17 protein-coding genes, 1 tRNA gene and 1 pseudogene are annotated in these 14,501 nt (G+C 71.3%); 9 read left to right on the top strand and 10 right to left on the bottom strand.

Going from position 1 to position 14,501, the window contains the following annotated elements; translation table 11 throughout:
* Window position 1 precedes the first annotated feature (1 nt).
* From ACQPYN_RS21995 to ACQPYN_RS21985, 3 genes are all read left to right on the top strand, one after another.
* Window positions 2–1,417, top strand: a complete 1,416-nt coding sequence (locus tag ACQPYN_RS21995) for a phenylacetate--CoA ligase family protein (protein ID WP_433027651.1) — start codon at window positions 2–4, stop codon at window positions 1,415–1,417.
* Between the two features lie 166 nt (window positions 1,418–1,583).
* Window positions 1,584–2,060 (top strand): GMC oxidoreductase, encoded by a 477-nt coding sequence (locus ACQPYN_RS21990; protein WP_433027648.1) that lies wholly within the window; start codon window positions 1,584–1,586, stop codon window positions 2,058–2,060.
* A 27-nt stretch (window positions 2,061–2,087) separates the two neighbouring features.
* Window positions 2,088–2,429: a thioesterase family protein gene (locus ACQPYN_RS21985; protein WP_433027645.1), complete on the top strand. Its 342-nt coding sequence runs from the start codon at window positions 2,088–2,090 to the stop codon at window positions 2,427–2,429.
* A 1-nt stretch (window position 2,430) separates the two neighbouring features.
* Here ACQPYN_RS21985 and ACQPYN_RS21980 read toward each other — a convergent pair whose 3' ends face one another.
* Window positions 2,431–3,222 carry an SDR family NAD(P)-dependent oxidoreductase gene (locus ACQPYN_RS21980; RefSeq protein WP_433027642.1) on the bottom strand — a complete coding sequence of 264 codons (792 nt, stop codon included), beginning with the start codon at window positions 3,220–3,222 and terminating at the stop codon, window positions 2,431–2,433.
* A gap of 90 nt (window positions 3,223–3,312) precedes the next feature.
* Here ACQPYN_RS21980 and dnaG point away from each other — a divergent pair.
* The 3 genes and pseudogenes from dnaG to ACQPYN_RS21965 all read left to right on the top strand — a co-directional run bounded on the left by dnaG (window position 3,313) and on the right by ACQPYN_RS21965 (window position 6,525).
* A pseudogene (gene dnaG / locus ACQPYN_RS21975) lies at window positions 3,313–5,207 on the top strand (DNA primase).
* Complete coding sequence (locus ACQPYN_RS21970; protein WP_433027639.1) at window positions 5,204–5,755, top strand: hypothetical protein; 552 nt, start codon at window positions 5,204–5,206, stop codon at window positions 5,753–5,755. Before dnaG ends, ACQPYN_RS21970 begins: the two are co-directional and overlap by 4 nt.
* The gene (locus tag ACQPYN_RS21965; RefSeq protein WP_433027636.1) at window positions 5,752–6,525 is read left to right on the top strand and encodes a trans-aconitate 2-methyltransferase; all 774 of its coding nucleotides are present in this window, start codon (window positions 5,752–5,754) and stop codon (window positions 6,523–6,525) included. Before ACQPYN_RS21970 ends, ACQPYN_RS21965 begins: the two co-directional genes overlap by 4 nt.
* Before the next feature lie 8 nt (window positions 6,526–6,533).
* On the opposite strand, the gene ACQPYN_RS21960 is transcribed toward ACQPYN_RS21965, so the two are convergent.
* The gene (locus ACQPYN_RS21960) at window positions 6,534–6,806 is read right to left on the bottom strand and encodes a hypothetical protein (protein WP_378014917.1); all 273 of its coding nucleotides are present in this window, start codon (window positions 6,804–6,806) and stop codon (window positions 6,534–6,536) included.
* A gap of 122 nt (window positions 6,807–6,928) precedes the next feature.
* Between ACQPYN_RS21960 and ACQPYN_RS21955 the strand changes: the two genes are divergently transcribed.
* A tRNA-Asn gene (locus ACQPYN_RS21955) sits at window positions 6,929–7,001 on the top strand.
* 310 nt (window positions 7,002–7,311) lie between these two features.
* On the opposite strand, the gene ACQPYN_RS21950 is transcribed toward ACQPYN_RS21955, so the two are convergent.
* From ACQPYN_RS21950 to ACQPYN_RS21940, 3 genes are all read right to left on the bottom strand, one after another.
* Window positions 7,312–8,775: an arylsulfatase gene (locus ACQPYN_RS21950; protein ID WP_433027633.1), complete on the bottom strand. Its 1,464-nt coding sequence runs from the start codon at window positions 8,773–8,775 to the stop codon at window positions 7,312–7,314.
* 66 nt (window positions 8,776–8,841) lie between these two features.
* Complete coding sequence (locus tag ACQPYN_RS21945; RefSeq protein WP_433027630.1) at window positions 8,842–9,726, bottom strand: HAD family hydrolase; 885 nt, start codon at window positions 9,724–9,726, stop codon at window positions 8,842–8,844.
* Between the two features lie 291 nt (window positions 9,727–10,017).
* Window positions 10,018–10,269 carry a DUF1049 domain-containing protein gene (locus tag ACQPYN_RS21940; protein WP_433027627.1) on the bottom strand — a complete coding sequence of 84 codons (252 nt, stop codon included), beginning with the start codon at window positions 10,267–10,269 and terminating at the stop codon, window positions 10,018–10,020.
* Between the two features lie 413 nt (window positions 10,270–10,682).
* Between ACQPYN_RS21940 and ACQPYN_RS21935 the strand changes: the two genes are divergently transcribed.
* Window positions 10,683–10,841 (top strand): hypothetical protein, encoded by a 159-nt coding sequence (locus ACQPYN_RS21935; protein ID WP_433027624.1) that lies wholly within the window; start codon window positions 10,683–10,685, stop codon window positions 10,839–10,841.
* 189 nt (window positions 10,842–11,030) lie between these two features.
* On the opposite strand, the gene ACQPYN_RS21930 is transcribed toward ACQPYN_RS21935, so the two are convergent.
* On the bottom strand, window positions 11,031–11,318 hold the full coding sequence (locus ACQPYN_RS21930; protein WP_433027621.1) for a putative quinol monooxygenase: 288 nt from the start codon (window positions 11,316–11,318) through the stop codon (window positions 11,031–11,033).
* Window positions 11,318–12,013 (bottom strand): DUF899 family protein, encoded by a 696-nt coding sequence (locus tag ACQPYN_RS21925; RefSeq protein WP_433027618.1) that lies wholly within the window; start codon window positions 12,011–12,013, stop codon window positions 11,318–11,320. The genes ACQPYN_RS21930 and ACQPYN_RS21925 overlap by 1 nt, the downstream gene beginning before the upstream one ends.
* Before the next feature lie 77 nt (window positions 12,014–12,090).
* Here ACQPYN_RS21925 and ACQPYN_RS21920 point away from each other — a divergent pair, with 77 nt between their 5' ends.
* The gene (locus ACQPYN_RS21920; RefSeq protein WP_433027615.1) at window positions 12,091–12,888 is read left to right on the top strand and encodes a methyltransferase domain-containing protein; all 798 of its coding nucleotides are present in this window, start codon (window positions 12,091–12,093) and stop codon (window positions 12,886–12,888) included.
* Window positions 12,889–13,092: 204 nt separating this feature from the next.
* Here ACQPYN_RS21920 and ACQPYN_RS21915 read toward each other — a convergent pair whose 3' ends face one another.
* The 3 genes from ACQPYN_RS21915 to ACQPYN_RS21905 form a co-directional block, all read right to left on the bottom strand.
* Window positions 13,093–13,515, bottom strand: coding sequence for a hypothetical protein (locus ACQPYN_RS21915; protein ID WP_433027612.1), 423 nt, complete (start codon window positions 13,513–13,515; stop codon window positions 13,093–13,095).
* Window positions 13,512–13,958, bottom strand: coding sequence for a hypothetical protein (locus ACQPYN_RS21910; protein WP_433027609.1), 447 nt, complete (start codon window positions 13,956–13,958; stop codon window positions 13,512–13,514). The genes ACQPYN_RS21915 and ACQPYN_RS21910 overlap by 4 nt, the downstream gene beginning before the upstream one ends.
* A gap of 83 nt (window positions 13,959–14,041) precedes the next feature.
* Window positions 14,042–14,500 (bottom strand): hypothetical protein, encoded by a 459-nt coding sequence (locus tag ACQPYN_RS21905; RefSeq protein WP_433027606.1) that lies wholly within the window; start codon window positions 14,498–14,500, stop codon window positions 14,042–14,044.
* Between the last annotated feature and the right edge of the window lies 1 nt (window position 14,501).

Below are 14,501 nucleotides of genomic sequence, written 5' to 3'. Positions count from 1 at the left end.
AGTGACCTCGAAGATGGAGGACTGGCGCTTCCCGGCCCGCTACGACCAGCACTACCTGCCCGACCCGTCGTCGCCCTACTGGTTCCCGCACCGCGAGACGATGGACCCGCAGGAGCGGGACGCCGCCGTGCTCGTGCGGCTGCGCGAGGTCATGGAGTACGCGTACTCGACGTCGACCTTCTACCGGACGAAGTGGGACGCGGCCGGGGTGAAGCCGGCCGACATCACGTCGTTCGAGGCGTTCGAGCAGGTCCCGGTCGTGACGAAGGCCGAGATGCGGGAGTCCCAGGCGAACCACCCGCCGTTCGGCGACTACCTGTGCTGCGACGAGTCCGAGATCCACCACATCCACGGCACCTCGGGCACCACCGGCGCGCCCACGGCGTTCGCGATCGGCCGCCGCGACTGGGAGGTCATCGCCGACAACCACGCCCGCATCCTGTGGGGCATGGGCGTGCGGCCCGGCGACACCGTCTTCGTCGCCGCGCTGTTCAGCCTCTACCTCGGCTCGTGGGGGGCGTTGGCGGGTGCCGAGCGCCTGCACTGCCGGGTGCTGCCCTTCGGGGCCGGCGCGCAGGGCATGACCGCCCGGGCGGTGACGTGGCTGGCGCGCACGAAGCCCAAGGCCTTCTACGCGACGCCGTCGTACGCACTGCGCCTGGCGGAGGTGGCCGACTCCGAGGGCATCGACCCGCGCGAGTTCGGGCTGCAGGTCATGTTCTTCTCCGGCGAGCCCGGTGCGTCGGTGCCTGCGGTGCGCACGGCGATCGAGGACGCGTTCGGCGCCACGGTGATCGACTGCGGGACGATGGCGGAGATGACGCCGTTCATGTCGGCGTCGGCCACCGCCGGGACGCCCGACGGGATGCTGCTCTGGCAGGACATCGTCTGGCACGAGGTCTGCGACCCCGAGACGTTCCGGACCGTCCCCTACGGCTCCGAGGGCACCCCGGTCTACACCCACCTCGAGCGCACGTCGCAGCCGATGATCCGGCTGGCTTCGAACGACCTCACGCGCTGGGTCCTGGAGGACAACCCCTGCGGGCGTACCTACCCCAAGCTGCCGGAGGGCGTGTACGGCCGGATCGACGACATGATCCACATCCGCGGCGAGAACGTGTACCCCACCGAGGTCGACAACTTCCTGCGCGGGGTCTCCGGCTACGGCGGCGAGCACCAGATCGTCGTGCGCCGCACCGGGTCCATGGACGAGATGATCGTGCGCGCCGAGTGCAGTTACACCGATTCTGGCCACCCCGGCGGCCAGCGCGACGCCTTCGAGCGCGACACGGGCGCCGGTCTGCAGTCCCTGCTCGGTGTCCGCGTGACCTTCGAGTCGGTCGACGCCCACACCCTCGAGCGCGCCGAGCACAAGTCCCGGCGCGTCGTCGACGAACGCGAGCACACGAAGCGCTGACCCCTCCGTGAGCGGAATTCCCGGCTATAGCCGTGAATTCCGCTCACGTGCGACGAAGGGAGTAATCCGTGGACGACGCCCTGGGAGAGAAGCCGGCACCGTTCGGCGCGCCGGAGACGACCGCGACGCCGGGGGAGGCGGGCGGCTACTTCGAGACCGGCCGCTGATGGTCTTCATGTTCGGCGAGGACCTGCCGGTGGCGACGAACCGCGTCACGCTCGATCCGGACGTGACGGACTCGTCGGGCCTGCCCGCGGCCCACGTGGACTACGAGCTCCACCCCAACGACGTCGCGCTCGCGGAGTACGGCATCGAGAAGATCTTCGAGGCCACCCGGGCGGTCGGTGCCGTCGAGACCAACGACACCGGCGTGCTCTACCCGCCGCCGGGCTGGCACCTCATGGGCACCTGCCGGATGGGCAACACCCCCGACGACTCGGTGCTCAACAAGTGGTGCCAGACCTGGGACCTGCCGAACCTGTTCGTCGTCGACGGCAGCACGCTCACCACCGGCGCGGCGGTCAACCCGACCTCCACGATCGGCGCGCTCTCGCAGCGCACCGGGGAGTACATCCTGCGCAACCACGACCACATCGCGGCGCAGAGGACGACGCCGAGCAACGCGGACGCGCCGACCATGTGATGGCCTCGCCGATCTAGGGTCCGCCCGATGAGACACGAGGTCACCGACGACGACACCGCCCGGGCGCTGGGCAGCGGCGAGATCGAGGTGCTCGGCACCCCGCGGCTGCTCGCCTGGCTCGAGGCTGCCACGGTCGAGGCCGCCGAGCCCCTGCTCGCCGACGGCGAGACGACCGTCGGCACCGGCGTCCGCATCCGTCACCGTCGCCCGACGCGCGTGGGCGGGCGGATCGAGGTCACCGCGGAGCTGCGCGAGCGCGACGGCGCCACGCTCTCCTTCACCGTCAAGGCCGAGGACGGTGACGGGCAGGTCGTCGGCGACGGCGAGATCGACCGGGCGGTCGTGGACGCAGCATCCTTCGGACAGTGACTCAGGGGATGATCGAGTCCACGTAGCCGCCGTCGACGCGCACCGCCGCGCCGGTGGTCGCCGACGCCAACGGCGACGCCAGGTACGTCACCATGTGCGCGATCTCCTCGGGCTCGATCAGCCGCTGGATCAGCGACTGCGGCCGGTACTTGATCATGAACTCCCGCTGTGCGGCGTCCCACGGCAGCTCGTCGCCCACCAGCTCGCGCACGAACCCCTCGACGCCGCCGGTGTGCGTCGGCCCGGCGATCACGGAGTTGACCGTCACACCGGTGCCCGCGGCCTCCTTGGCGAAGCCACGGGAGACCGCGAGCAGGGCGGTCTTCGACATCCCGTAGTGGATCATCTCGGCGGGGATGACGACGGCGGAGTCGCTGGCGATGTCGAGCACCCGGCCCCAGCCGCGGGCAGTCATGCCCGGCAGGTAGGTGCGGATCAGGCGGGTCGCGGCCAGCACGTTGACCTCGAAGTACCGCCGCCAGTCGTCGTCGCTGATCTCGAGGGCGGGCTGCGCGCCGAAGATGCCCAGGTTGTTGACCAGCACGTCGACGTGGGGCTCACGTGCGGCGACCTCCGCGGCACCCTCGGCCGTCGCGACGTCGGCGACCACACCGACGACCTCGCCGCCGGTCTCGTCGCGCAGGTGCGTGACGGCGCCGTCCACCCGCGGCTCGGTCCGCCCGTTGACCACCACCCGGGCGCCGGCGCGGGCGAGATCGGCGGCGATGGCCCGGCCGATGCCGCCCGTCGAGCCGGTGACCAGGGCCGTCCGTCCGGACAGGTCGAGCTGCATGGGTCCTCCTCGCGGTCGTGAGCGGTGCTGGGGCCTGCAACCGCACGGGACGCCCCACCCTTCCCGAGGCCGATCCCTACACTCGGGGCCATGGCGGGACGCATCCGGGACGCGGACATCGCGGAGGTGCGGGACCGCAACCGGGTCGACGAGGTCGTCGGCGAGTACGTCGCCCTGCGGCGGGCCAGTGCGGGGTCGGTGAAGGGGCTCTGCCCGTTCCACGACGAGAAGTCGCCGTCGTTCAACGTGCGCCCCACGCACGGCACGTTCCACTGCTTCGGCTGCGGCGAGGGCGGCAGCGTCATCGACTTCATCATGAAGATCGAGCAGCTGGGCTTCGTCGAAGCCGTGGAGAAGCTCGCCGACCGCGTCGGCTTCCGGCTGACCTACGAGGGCGGCGGGTCGAGCGTCCAGAAGGACCGCGGCACGCGCACCCGGCTGCTGGCCGCGAACAAGCTGGCCGCGGAGTTCTACGCCGCCGAGCTGCGGACGCCGGGGGAGGCGCAGAAGGCGCGCGAGTTCCTCGCCGAGCGCGGGTTCGACCAGGCCTCGGCGGAGGACTTCGGCTGCGGGTTCGCGCCGTCGGGGTGGGACCGGCTGACCAAGCACCTGCTCGCCCAGGGCTACACGCTCGACGAGCTCGAGAAGGCGGGGCTCTCGCGCCCCGGCCAGCGCGGGCACATCGACCGCTTCCACCGCCGGCTGCTTTGGCCGATCCGCGACCTCGGCGGCGACGTCGTCGGCTTCGGCGCCCGGCGGCTGTTCGACGACGACCGCATCGAGGCCAAGTACCTCAACACCCCCGAGACGCCCGTCTACCACAAGTCGAAGGTCCTCTTCGGTCTCGACAAGGCCAAGCGGGAGATCGCGAAGACCCGCCAGGCCGTGATCGTCGAGGGCTACACCGACGTCATGGCCATGCACCTCGCCGGCGTCCCCACCGCCGTCGCCAGCTGCGGGACGGCCTTCGGCGACGACCACGTCGCCGTATTGCGCCGCCTGCTCATGGACGACTCGTTCGACCGCGGCGAGGTCATCTACGTCTTCGACGGCGACGCCGCGGGCCAGGCCGCCGCGATCAAGGCGTTCGAGGGCGACCAGCAGTTCGCCGCGCAGACCTACATCGCCACGGCCGCCGACGGCATGGACCCGTGCGAGCTGCGGCAGGCCTCCGGCGACGTCGCCGTGCGCGACCTCGTGGCCCGCCGCCAGCCGCTGTTCGCGTTCGCCGTGCGCACGATCCTCGCCGAGCACGACCTCACCACCGTCGAGGGCCAGACCGCCGCGCTGCAGCGCACCGTGCCGCTGGTGGCGCGGATCCGCCGCGAGGACCTCCGTGACGGGTACGCCCGCCGCCTCGCGGGCTGGACGGGCTGGCCGGACGAGAACACCGTGGTCCGCCGGGTGCGCGAGAGCGCCGGCGCGCCCGTCGACGCCCCGCCCGCCGGACCCAGCGCCGCACCCAGGCCCAGGCCACGCGCACCGAGGGCCCGGAGATGCCCGATCGCCGCGACCCGCGCCTGCGGGTGCAGCGCGAGGTGATCAAGGCCGCGCTCCAGGCCCCCGCGCTGGCCGGTCCGGTCTACGACACCCTGCCCGACGACGCGTTCAGCCACCCCGGCTACCTCGCGGTCCACCAGGCGGTGCTCGCCGCCGGCGGCACGGCGTCCGGGCTCTCCGGCCACAGCTGGCTGAACGCGGTGGCCGACCAGGTCCCCACCGGCTTCCGACCGCTGGTCTCCGAGCTCGCGGTCGAGGCGCTGCAGTCGCGGGAGTCCGACGATCACCGCTACATCTCGGGGATGCTCGCGGGCCTGCAGGAGTCGCTGGTCGGCAAGCAGGTCGCCGAGATCAAGTCGCGGCTCCAGCGGCTCTCGCCGGTCACCGACGCCGACGAGTACCACGAGCTCTTCGGCGACCTCGTCGCGCTCGAGCAGTACAAGAAGGCCCTGCGCGGCCAGGCGGCCGGGGTGGTGGCGCTGTGAGCGGGGTGCGTGCGCGGCTCGCCGCCCTGCTGACCGGCCGTGAGCCCGTGCCGGAGGGGTTCACGGGCACGCTCGAGCAGGACGAGCGCGTGCTCGCCGACGGCCTCGGGCCGCGCGGGTCCGTCGTGCTCGCCACCGACCTCGGCCTCTGGCTGCCGCCCGCGGCGTCGGGGGAGGGCTCGCGCCGCGTCGACTGGCACCTCGTGACGAAGGCGACGTGGTCGGGCGGCGCGCTCGAGGTGATCGAGGCCGACGAGGTCGAGGAGCTCGAGGGCGGCGTCGTCCTGCTCGCCGACCGTCCGCCCCGGCGTGTGCCGCTGGCGACGCCGGGTCGCCTGCCCGAGACCGTGCACCGCCGCGTCACCGGCGCGGTGAAGGACAGCCAGCACCACGAGCTCGGCGACGGCGGCGCCTGGTTCGTCCAGCGGCGCGTCCCGGGCGCCGGGATCGTCATCCACGTCCGTCCCGACCCCGGCACCGACCCGGAGGCGGTGCGCACCGTCGCCGCCGGGGTGGGGGAGAAGCTCCGGGGCGCGGGCCGGCCGTGACCCACACGTGGGACCCGGCGCTCTACCGCCACCACGACGACCACCGGGCGCGCCCGTTCCTCGACCTCGTGGCCCGGGTGGGCGCCACGGCGCCGCGCGAGGTGGTCGACCTCGGCTGCGGGCCGGGGCACCTCACCGGGATGCTCGTGCAGCGCTGGCCCGACGCGCGGGTGCACGCCTCCGACGCGTCGCCGGACATGGTCGCCGCCGCGCGCGAGAACGGGGTGGACGCCGAGCTCGCCGACGTCCGCGACTTCACGCCGGGCCCGGAGACCGACGTCGTGGTGAGCAACGCGGTGCTGCACTGGGTGCCCCAGCACCGGGACCTGCTCGCCCGCTGGGCCGCGGCGCTCCCGGACGGGGGCTGGCTCGCGATCCAGGTGCCGGGCAACGAGGTCTCGCCGTCGCACACCACCGCCCGGGACCTGCTCGCGTCCCCGGAGTGGTCGGGGCTCGTCCCCGAGGGCCTGCCCGCGTACGGCGTCGGCACCCCCGAGGAGTACGCCCGGCTGCTCGCCGGCGCGCGGCCGGGCGCGCACGTGGACTGCTGGGAGACGACGTACCTGCACCCGCTGACCGGCGACGATCCCGTCGGCCACTGGATCGCGGGGTCGACGCTGCGGCCGGTGCGCGGGGTGCTCGACGACGCGGCGTGGGACCGCCTGCGTGCCGAGCTCGCCCCGCGCCTCCGTGCCGCCTACCCACCGGACGACGCGGGCGTCACCTGGTTCGGGTTCCGCCGCGTCTTCGCGGTGCTCGGCGCGCGCTGAGCCGGCCTTCAGCGCCCGGGGGCGTGCGACCCGTTGGCCGCAGCGCGACCCGGCGCCGCCGGCTCGTGACCACCGGTGGGAGCGACCCGCTCGCGGGCCTTCGACACCCCCACCTGGACGGCCTCTCCGGCCTTCGCACGAGCCACGCCCGCGGCTCCCTGCACGCTCGGGTGGTCGGCCACCCGGCGGTACGCGCGGGAGAGCTGCTCGTAGCGCTCACGGCCGGCCCGTGTGCCGAGGACGTACCCCACACCGGCGCCCAACAGGAACGGGATCACCATCTGACGTTCTCCTCCCCGACATCGTCCGGGGGCCCATCCTGCCCCACCCCGAGCGGGAAGGCGGTGGGGCGGGTGTTGTAGCGTGTTTCTCGTCCGGGAGCACGACGGCCCGGGCGTGACGGTCCTCCGTAGCTCAATCGGCAGAGCATTCGACTGTTAATCGAAGGGTTACTGGTTCGAGTCCAGTCGGAGGAGCCGAAGCCCCAGGTCACACCGCTGACCTGGGGCTTATTTCATGATCGACCGCTCACTCGCCTCCCGTCGCCGCTGCAGCCCCGAGCCCGGTCCACGCCTCGGCGACGTCGCTGGTGACGGCCCGCCGGCCCAGGTGGGCGCCTCGAGCGCCGCGGCGCGCCTGCCCACTCCAGGCGACCTCCGGGGAGAGGCAGTGCCGGTCTCCCCGTCGGCCACCAGACCTCGCCGTCCCTGCCGCACTGCGGGAGGACCTGGCCGACGGGGAGACCACGGACCGGGCGCCGCCATCACACTGCCGAAGGTGCTGTCGTCATGCGCTCGTCAGCCCCGCTTCGAGCTTCTCCATGACCTGGCTGATCGTGAAGCTGGCCGGGCTCTGTGAGGGCGGGAACTCCTCCAGGGATTGGACCATCTGCGCGACGTAGGTCTGGGCCGGGATGAGCGTCCAGGCGCGCTCGAGCATCCAGTCGAAGTAGGTGTTCGAGGTGATGTCGGCGCGCTCGTAGGGGTCGGTGCGGAGGTTGAAGATCTTGGGTACGCGCAGCTCGGTGTAGGGCTCCATCCACACGTTGAGCGTGCCGGCCGCGCGCTGCTCGAGGAAAACGAACTTCCAGTTGTCCCATCGCATCGCCGTGAGGTCTCCGTCGTCGGAGACGTAGAAGAAGTGTGGCCGGGGGCTGCTCTCGACGTCGCCCTTGACGTACTCGAGCTGGTTGAACCCGTCGAGGTGTACGTGGTAGTTCCGGCCGTTCAGCTCGTGTCCAGCCTTGAGCTTGTCGGCGATATCGGGTTCGCCGGCTGCGGCGAGCAGCGTCACGAACCAGTCGTTGTGGCTCACGATGCCGTTCAGAACGCGACCCGCGGGGACCACCCCCGGCCACCGGATCATGGCCGGTACACGGTAGGCGCCTTCCCAGTTGGAGTTCTTCTCGTTGCGGAACGGCGTCATCCCGGCGTCGGGCCACGTGTTCATGTGGGGGCCGTTGTCGGTGCTGTAGATGACGATCGTGTCCTCGGTCAGCCCGATCTCGTCGAGTGTGTCGAGCAGGTGGCCGACCGCCTTGTCGTGGTCGATCATGGTGTCGTGGTATCGCGATTGCCAGCGGCCCGCCTGGCCGAGGCTCTCGGCCTTGGTGTGGGTGCGGAAGTGCATGTGGGTGGTGTTGAACCAGACGAAGAACGGTGTGTCAGCGTCCTTGGCCTCCTGCATGAAGCGCCGGGCGTGAACGGTCACCTCGTCGTCGATCGTCTCCATGCGCTTGATCGTCAGGGGGCCGGTGTCCTCGATCCTGCCGTCGGCCCAGCTGTGGATCACCCCGCGCGGCCCGAACTTGCTGCGGAAGTCCGGGAACTCCTCCTCCGACGGGTAGTCGTACTGTTCAGGCTCCTCCTCGGCATTGAGGTGGTAGAGGTTGCCGAAGAACTCGTCGAACCCGTGGTTGGTGGGCAGGAACTCGTCGCGGTCGCCGAGGTGGTTCTTGCCGAACTGCCCGGTGGCGTAACCCTGCTGCTTGAGTGCCGTCGCGATCGTCGGATCGGTTTCCTGCAGGCCCAGGTTCGCTCCGGGCATGCCCACCTTCGTCAGCCCGGTCCGGTAGGGGTTCTGTCCGCAGATGAACGCCGCACGGCCGGCCGTGCAACTCTGCTCGCCGTAGTAGTCGGTGAACCGGACGCCCTCCGCCGCGATCCGGTCGATGTTCGGCGTCCGGTAGCCCATCAGTCCGTCGCTGTAACAGCTGACGTTCGAGATACCGATGTCGTCGCCCCAGATCACCAGGATGTTGGGCTTGTCAGTCGGCACGGTGCCTCCTCGCTGCTGGAAGATCGTCCACGTCGTTCGTCACGAGACCGGCGGGTGGACGACGGCCCAATCTGCGGCCATGTCGATCACTGTCCACCGGTGTTCTGCGGCGGCTGCCAGGACCTGACCGTTGCCGCTGCCCAGAACCGGATCGCGGTCGTAGGCGTACTCCCGCTCTCCGTCGGTGTGGCGGACCACCAGCTCCAGGGTTCGATGCGGACTGCCTGCGGTCCACTGGAGCATCGCGAGATCGCCGTCGGTGTTCCCGGCGGCCAGGACCGGGCGTTGCCCGATGTGCCGGTGGATCGAGCTGGGCTTCAACGGCCCGTCGTTGATGACGTCGATCTTGGCGCCCTTGACGAGCTCGGGCCCGTTCTCGCCCGTCCGGAACTCGGTCTCGCCGACGCTGCCGATCACCCGGTGTGGCGGTAGGCCGTACGCCTCGCCGGCCCAGGTCCGCATGAAGTCGGTGCCACCGCCGGAGAAGATCCAGCAGGAGAAGCCGTGGTGGTCCAGGAGGTCCAGAAGTTCGAGCATTGGCTGGTAGACCGTCTGCGGGTAAGGCCGTGCGAACCGCGGGTGTCGGGCCGAGGCCAGCCAGGTCCGGCATGCCGCGTCGAACTCCTCGGTGGTGACGTCCGCGTGCGTGAGAGAGATCAGCTCGACCAGGGCGGCCATGCCGCCCGCCTGCAGCTCTTCGAGACTGGTGGGACGGCCCAGCTCGGCGGCGCGATCGAGCGCGAAGGCGAGCTGGGTGTACATCGGTTGCTCGGTCCACAGCGTGCCGTCGTTGTCGAACACCGCGACGCGCTCGGTGCTCGGGACGAAATCCGGGGAGCCCTGGTCGGTCACGGCACCGACGAAGTCCACGATCGACTGCTTCGCCGAGCTCTCGTGCCAGCTCGGTAGCTGATCGGCGCTCATCGCGCGCTCCCCGATCTCCCCGTTGGTCTTGCGTCGGGGCTCCCTCTGTGACCGGCGCTGCGAGCGAAGGAGGCGAGCAAGGCCTGGACGCCGATGAGCCCCACGACGGCCGTGATCGCGGCGTCGTCGGTGAGCCGGAGTCGTCGTGGAACGACAGGCGCGTCAATGGTGCTCACGGGATTCCCCTCGCCGAGCTCAATCGCAGCTGAATGGGCTGGAGCGGACACGCCGGTGTGGCGTCGAACGGTGGGCGAAAGTCGCCCGTACTAGCCGCCGAAGCGCGGCAGACGCTTACTTCGGTGGGCGACTGCGTGCCAACAGCCACCCGATCGCCGCTCCGATCACCAACATCAACGCCAGCGCCGCCCACTGCGGCATGATCACGAGCGGAATCAGCAGCCGGATCGTGGCCGGATCACGGTTCTCCAGGATGAACACGATCGCGGCGACGGCCAGGACGACGCCACCGATCCGTCGTGTGGTCCATCCCGACCTGCCGGTAGATGCGGACCTGGCCTTCGGCTTGGCCGAACCATCGGTCATGTCGGTTCCTCCCGTGACTGAATGCCTGGCCCGGTCACGGGCGGACGGCAGCGTCGTCGACATCGGCCGGGACTCGCAATTGACGCACCGAACTGGTCCGGCTGCACCTGTATCACGGGAGCTCCCACGAAGTCCGAGGTCCAGAACTCCTCGCCGACGGGGGCGCCGGCGCCGAAATCGCGATCACCGTACATCGACTTCGAAGATCATCGGAGATGTCGACGTGATCGCCGCCATCTGACCGACGGAGGCAGGAAGGCCGCGACGATCACCAATACTGGTCGTGTACAGCCGATGTGGCAGGTGGACGAGATGTGATCTCCGGGCGCGTCCGTCTCGCCCCGGCGTTGCTTCCCTGCCACGCTGGTCCGGCCCTCGACGGGGCGATCCTTCGCTGCACAGGTGGGGACACGATGCTCGCTCTGCTCGGCCTCCTGTTGATCGTCTGGCTGGTGCTCGTCATCCTCGGCTTCGTGGTCAAGGGCCTCTTCTGGCTCGCGATCATCGGCATCGTGCTGTTCCTCGTCACCGGCGGATACGGTGCCGCCAAGCGCTCCACGCTCCGGAAGTGAACGCGGTGCGGAGCCCGGGAACGGCCCGCACGACCACACGGCGAAGTGCAAGGGCCGCTGGGCTGCAGGCGCTGCCGACCCCGGACGCTCGCCACGCTGATTCGAAGGGTCACTGGTTCGAGTCCGGTCGGAGGAGCCGAAGCCCCAGGTCACAGCGCTGACCTGGGGCTTTCTCGTGGAGTGGGTCCTTCAGAACGGCGGGCGCTCGCCGGACACGTCGAACAGGCCGACCTCGACCGCGACGAACTCGTCGCCGACGTCGGGCGCGTCAGAGATGGCCCGCCACCGGTCCAGGTGCTCCTGCGACTCCCAGCGCTCGAAGTTGTTGATCCGGCCCGGGTCGATCGAGTCGGCCGTCACGGCGACGTCGAGGCAGCCAGGGGCGGCCCTGGAGCGCCGCACGAGGTCCTCGAACTCCGCGACCAGCGCGTCCCGTCGCTCCGGCGCGACCCGGACGTGCCCGGCGATGATGAGCATCAGGGGTACTCCCCGCGGCGCTGCGCCCGGTAGGGCGGGAGCTGCGGGCGGCCCTCCGGGGTGTCCTCCCAGGTCTCCTGCCGGCAGAGCGGGGTGAGGTCGAGCAGCCCCAGCGTGGGGAGGACGGACTCGACGCCGCGGCCGTTGACGAAGTACGTGCGGAACACCCGGTCGTGGTCGTCGCGCAGGAACACGTTGAGGCCGAACATCTCCGCAACACCGAAGTCGCGGCTGAAGTCGTCGCCGACCAGCGTGTACCAGGGGACGTGGTCCCAGCCGCTGCGCCGCCGCAGGTCGACGATCTTCTCCTGGTCGGCAGGCGAGGCCATCACGAAGGTCGTGTCCCACGCGCGGAGGTGGTCGAGGTACGGGACGTGGTCGGCCAGGTAGGAGCATCCCGGGCAGCCCTTGTCGGGCCAGCCGTCGACGTCGGACTGGTAGAAGAAGCGGTAGACGACGAGCTGGCGCCGGCCGTCGAACAGGTCGAGCAGGCCGACCTCGCCCTCCGGGCCCACGAAGCGGTGGTCGGTCTCGACCGGCGTCATCGGCATCCGGCGGCGCCGCGCGGCCAGCGCGTCGCGGGCCCGGGTGAACGCCTTCTCCTCCACCAGCATGGCCTCGTGGGCGGCGGCGGCCCACTCCTCCGGCGCGACGATGGGCGGCAGGGCGGTGTCCGGCAGGGGTGGCGACGCCATGAGTACTCCCGAGAACCAAATGGTCCTATATCTGTATCAGTCGACGCGGCCGCTGCTCAACCCGAGAATCCCCGGCCATGGTGTCCGACGAGGGCTATCTGCTCGACAACCAGCAGGCCCAGGCCGGGATCCGGTTCCGCGCGCTGGCCGTGCTCTTCGACCCGTCGACGTTCCGCCACCTCGCCGACCTCGGCGTCGCGCCCGGGTGGCGCTGTTGGGAGGTCGGGGCTGGTGGGCGCGGTGTCCCCGCGTGGCTCGCCGGCCGGGTGGGCGCGGACGGCCTGGTCGTGGCGACCGACATCGACACGGCCTGGCTCGGAGAATCCGACGGCCCGTTACAGGTGCGGCGCCACGACGTCGGGCTCGAGGGCCCGCCGGCCGACGGCCTCGATCTCGTGCACGCCCGCCTGGTCCTGGCGCACGTCCCGCGGCGTGAGCAGGCGCTGACCTCGATGATCTCCGCGCTGCGACCGGGTGGGTGGCTGCTGCTGGAGGAGGCCGACCCGGGCCTGCAGCCGCTGCTGTGCCCCGACGAGCACGGGCCCGCCGAGCGTCTGGCGAACCGCCTGCGTCGGGGCTTCCGCACGCTCATGGCCGGTCGTGACGCCGACCTCGCCCTCGGGCGCACGCTGCCGAGGCTGCTGCGCGAGCGGGGACTCGACGACGTCGCCGCCGACGCCTACTTCCCGATCAGCGGTCCTGCCTGCACGGCCCTGGAGATCGCGACGGTCGAGCAGATCCGCGAGCGGCTGGTCGCCGGTGGCGTCGCGACCGCGGCCGAGGTCGAGGAGCACCTCGACAATCTCGCCGCCGGCCGGCTCCCCGACCTCGCCACGTCACCGCTGGTCAGCGCCTGGGGGCGACGCCGTCGTTAGCCAGGTCGAGTGAACCCGTGCCCTCGTCGAGTGAACCTCGGGGGAAACCCCTGGTGCCCGGGCCGAACTGGCCGCACGCTCCTCCGTACACCGGTGAGGACCTTCCCGGTGCCGGTGCCCGGGGGCACCGTCCGCGTGGTGGTGGGCCGGATCAGGCAGCTGGGGAGCGGGCCCCGGCCCACCATCATCGCGAGTGTCCGCCGCTCAGGAGCAGGTCACGGGCTTGCTGACGGTGCTGCTCGGCGTACCCGTCCACTTACCGGCGCTCGCCGTGACGCGGACGTGGATGTTCAGCAGCAGCGTCGAGGTCGTGAGCGTCGTCGACGTCCCGGTGACGGTCTTCTTCTCGGCCTGCACCAGGTTGAGGACCCGACCTGACTCGACCGTGTACTGCGTCGCCCCGGTCACCGACGACCAGCTGACCGGGACCGTCGCGGTGGTCGTGAACCCGCTGGTGGTGCACGTGATCGCGCCGATGGTGACGTTCGCGGGCGTGCCGATCTGGCCGGCCCGGGCGGTGCCGGTACCGGTGTTGGTGGTGCGCCACGCCGCGGCCGCCACGCCACCGCCCGCGAGCAGCAGCGTGACGACCACGGCGGCGACGGCCGCGAGAGCCCGCCGCCTCATGCGCTCGTGATCGCGACGGTGACGGGGATCGTGAACGTCGCGTTCTGGCAGCCGGTGTCCGAGGCGCTGGACATCGACGCCGCGTTGTTCAGGGTCAGCGTCGCCGACCCGTTCGCCGGGATCGTCGTGCCCGACGACCCGGAGGTCAGCGTGACCCCGGTGGTCGAGCACGAGCCCGTGCCGCCGGTGGCGGTCGGCGACCCGTTCGCGGTGACCGAGGTCAGCGTGACGGGGTAGGTGTTCGGGTTGTTCACCGTGATCTTCACATCGCCGCTGGAGCCGGGGTAGAGCAGGCCGGAGGTGATCGCCGACCCGGCCACGGTGGTGGTCGTCGGGGGCAGGGCCTGCCCCGCCCGCGACGTCGCGGTGCCGCCGCCGCTCGACAGCCAGGCGGCCGAGGCGAGCCCGGCACCGAGCAGGACGGCGACGACGACACCGATCACCCCGACGGCCGGGAGGCGGCGGACCCACCACCGCCACGAGAGCCGGCGGTCCGAGGACCAGCGGGCGCGACGGGGGACACCGGTCAGCCGGCCGCGGAGGCCAGGCTGGCGGTGAGCGGCAGGACGAAGGTCTTGCCCTGGCAACTGTTGCTCGGGTCGTTGATCATCTTCGCGGGGAGCGTGTAGGTGCGCGTCCCGCCGGGGTCGATGCGGCCCGGCGGGTTGGTCAGGCCGCCGGTGGTGACGGTGCCGGCGGGGCAGTTGCCGGCCGTGGCGTCGGAGGTGCCCGGCGAGATGGACGCGACCACCACCGGGTACTGGTTGGGGTTGTTGACCGTCACGGTGGTGTCGACCGTGGCTCCCGGGTAGAGGCCGGCGCCGCCCCCGCTCGGGGAGATGGTCGAGTTGACGGCGGTGGTCGAGGTCCCCTCCGCGGTGCCGGCACCGCTCGAGAGCCAGGCGGCAAGGGCGACGCCCGCGACGCACGCGAGGGCGATGCCGCCGGCGATGGCGCCGAGGCGCCTCTTGGTGGTGGTCTCCACG

Source organism: Actinomycetospora sp. CA-053990 (genome assembly GCF_050948445.1).
GTDB classification, from domain to species: domain Bacteria; phylum Actinomycetota; class Actinomycetes; order Mycobacteriales; family Pseudonocardiaceae; genus Actinomycetospora; species Actinomycetospora callitridis.
Note: the sequence above shows the minus strand (reverse complement) of the source record. Positions and strands in the feature narration are given on the sequence as shown.

Bases quoted from the DNA above. Each gene is read 5' to 3' on its own strand.
- ACQPYN_RS21990 (WP_433027648.1), top strand. From the start codon at position 1,584: ATGGTCTTCATGTTCGGCGAGGACCTGCCGGTGGCGACGAACCGCGTC.
- ACQPYN_RS21985 (WP_433027645.1), top strand. From the start codon at position 2,088: ATGAGACACGAGGTCACCGACGACGACACCGCCCGGGCGCTGGGCAGC.
- ACQPYN_RS21980 (WP_433027642.1), bottom strand. From the start codon at position 3,222: ATGCAGCTCGACCTGTCCGGACGGACGGCCCTGGTCACCGGCTCGACG.
- ACQPYN_RS21960 (WP_378014917.1), bottom strand. From the start codon at position 6,806: ATGGTGATCCCGTTCCTGTTGGGCGCCGGTGTGGGGTACGTCCTCGGC.
- ACQPYN_RS21945 (WP_433027630.1), bottom strand. From the start codon at position 9,726: ATGAGCGCCGATCAGCTACCGAGCTGGCACGAGAGCTCGGCGAAGCAG.
- ACQPYN_RS21940 (WP_433027627.1), bottom strand. From the start codon at position 10,269: ATGACCGATGGTTCGGCCAAGCCGAAGGCCAGGTCCGCATCTACCGGC.
- ACQPYN_RS21935 (WP_433027624.1), top strand. From the start codon at position 10,683: ATGCTCGCTCTGCTCGGCCTCCTGTTGATCGTCTGGCTGGTGCTCGTC.
- ACQPYN_RS21930 (WP_433027621.1), bottom strand. From the start codon at position 11,318: ATGCTCATCATCGCCGGGCACGTCCGGGTCGCGCCGGAGCGACGGGAC.
- ACQPYN_RS21925 (WP_433027618.1), bottom strand. From the start codon at position 12,013: ATGGCGTCGCCACCCCTGCCGGACACCGCCCTGCCGCCCATCGTCGCG.
- ACQPYN_RS21920 (WP_433027615.1), top strand. From the start codon at position 12,091: ATGGTGTCCGACGAGGGCTATCTGCTCGACAACCAGCAGGCCCAGGCC.
- ACQPYN_RS21915 (WP_433027612.1), bottom strand. From the start codon at position 13,515: ATGAGGCGGCGGGCTCTCGCGGCCGTCGCCGCCGTGGTCGTCACGCTG.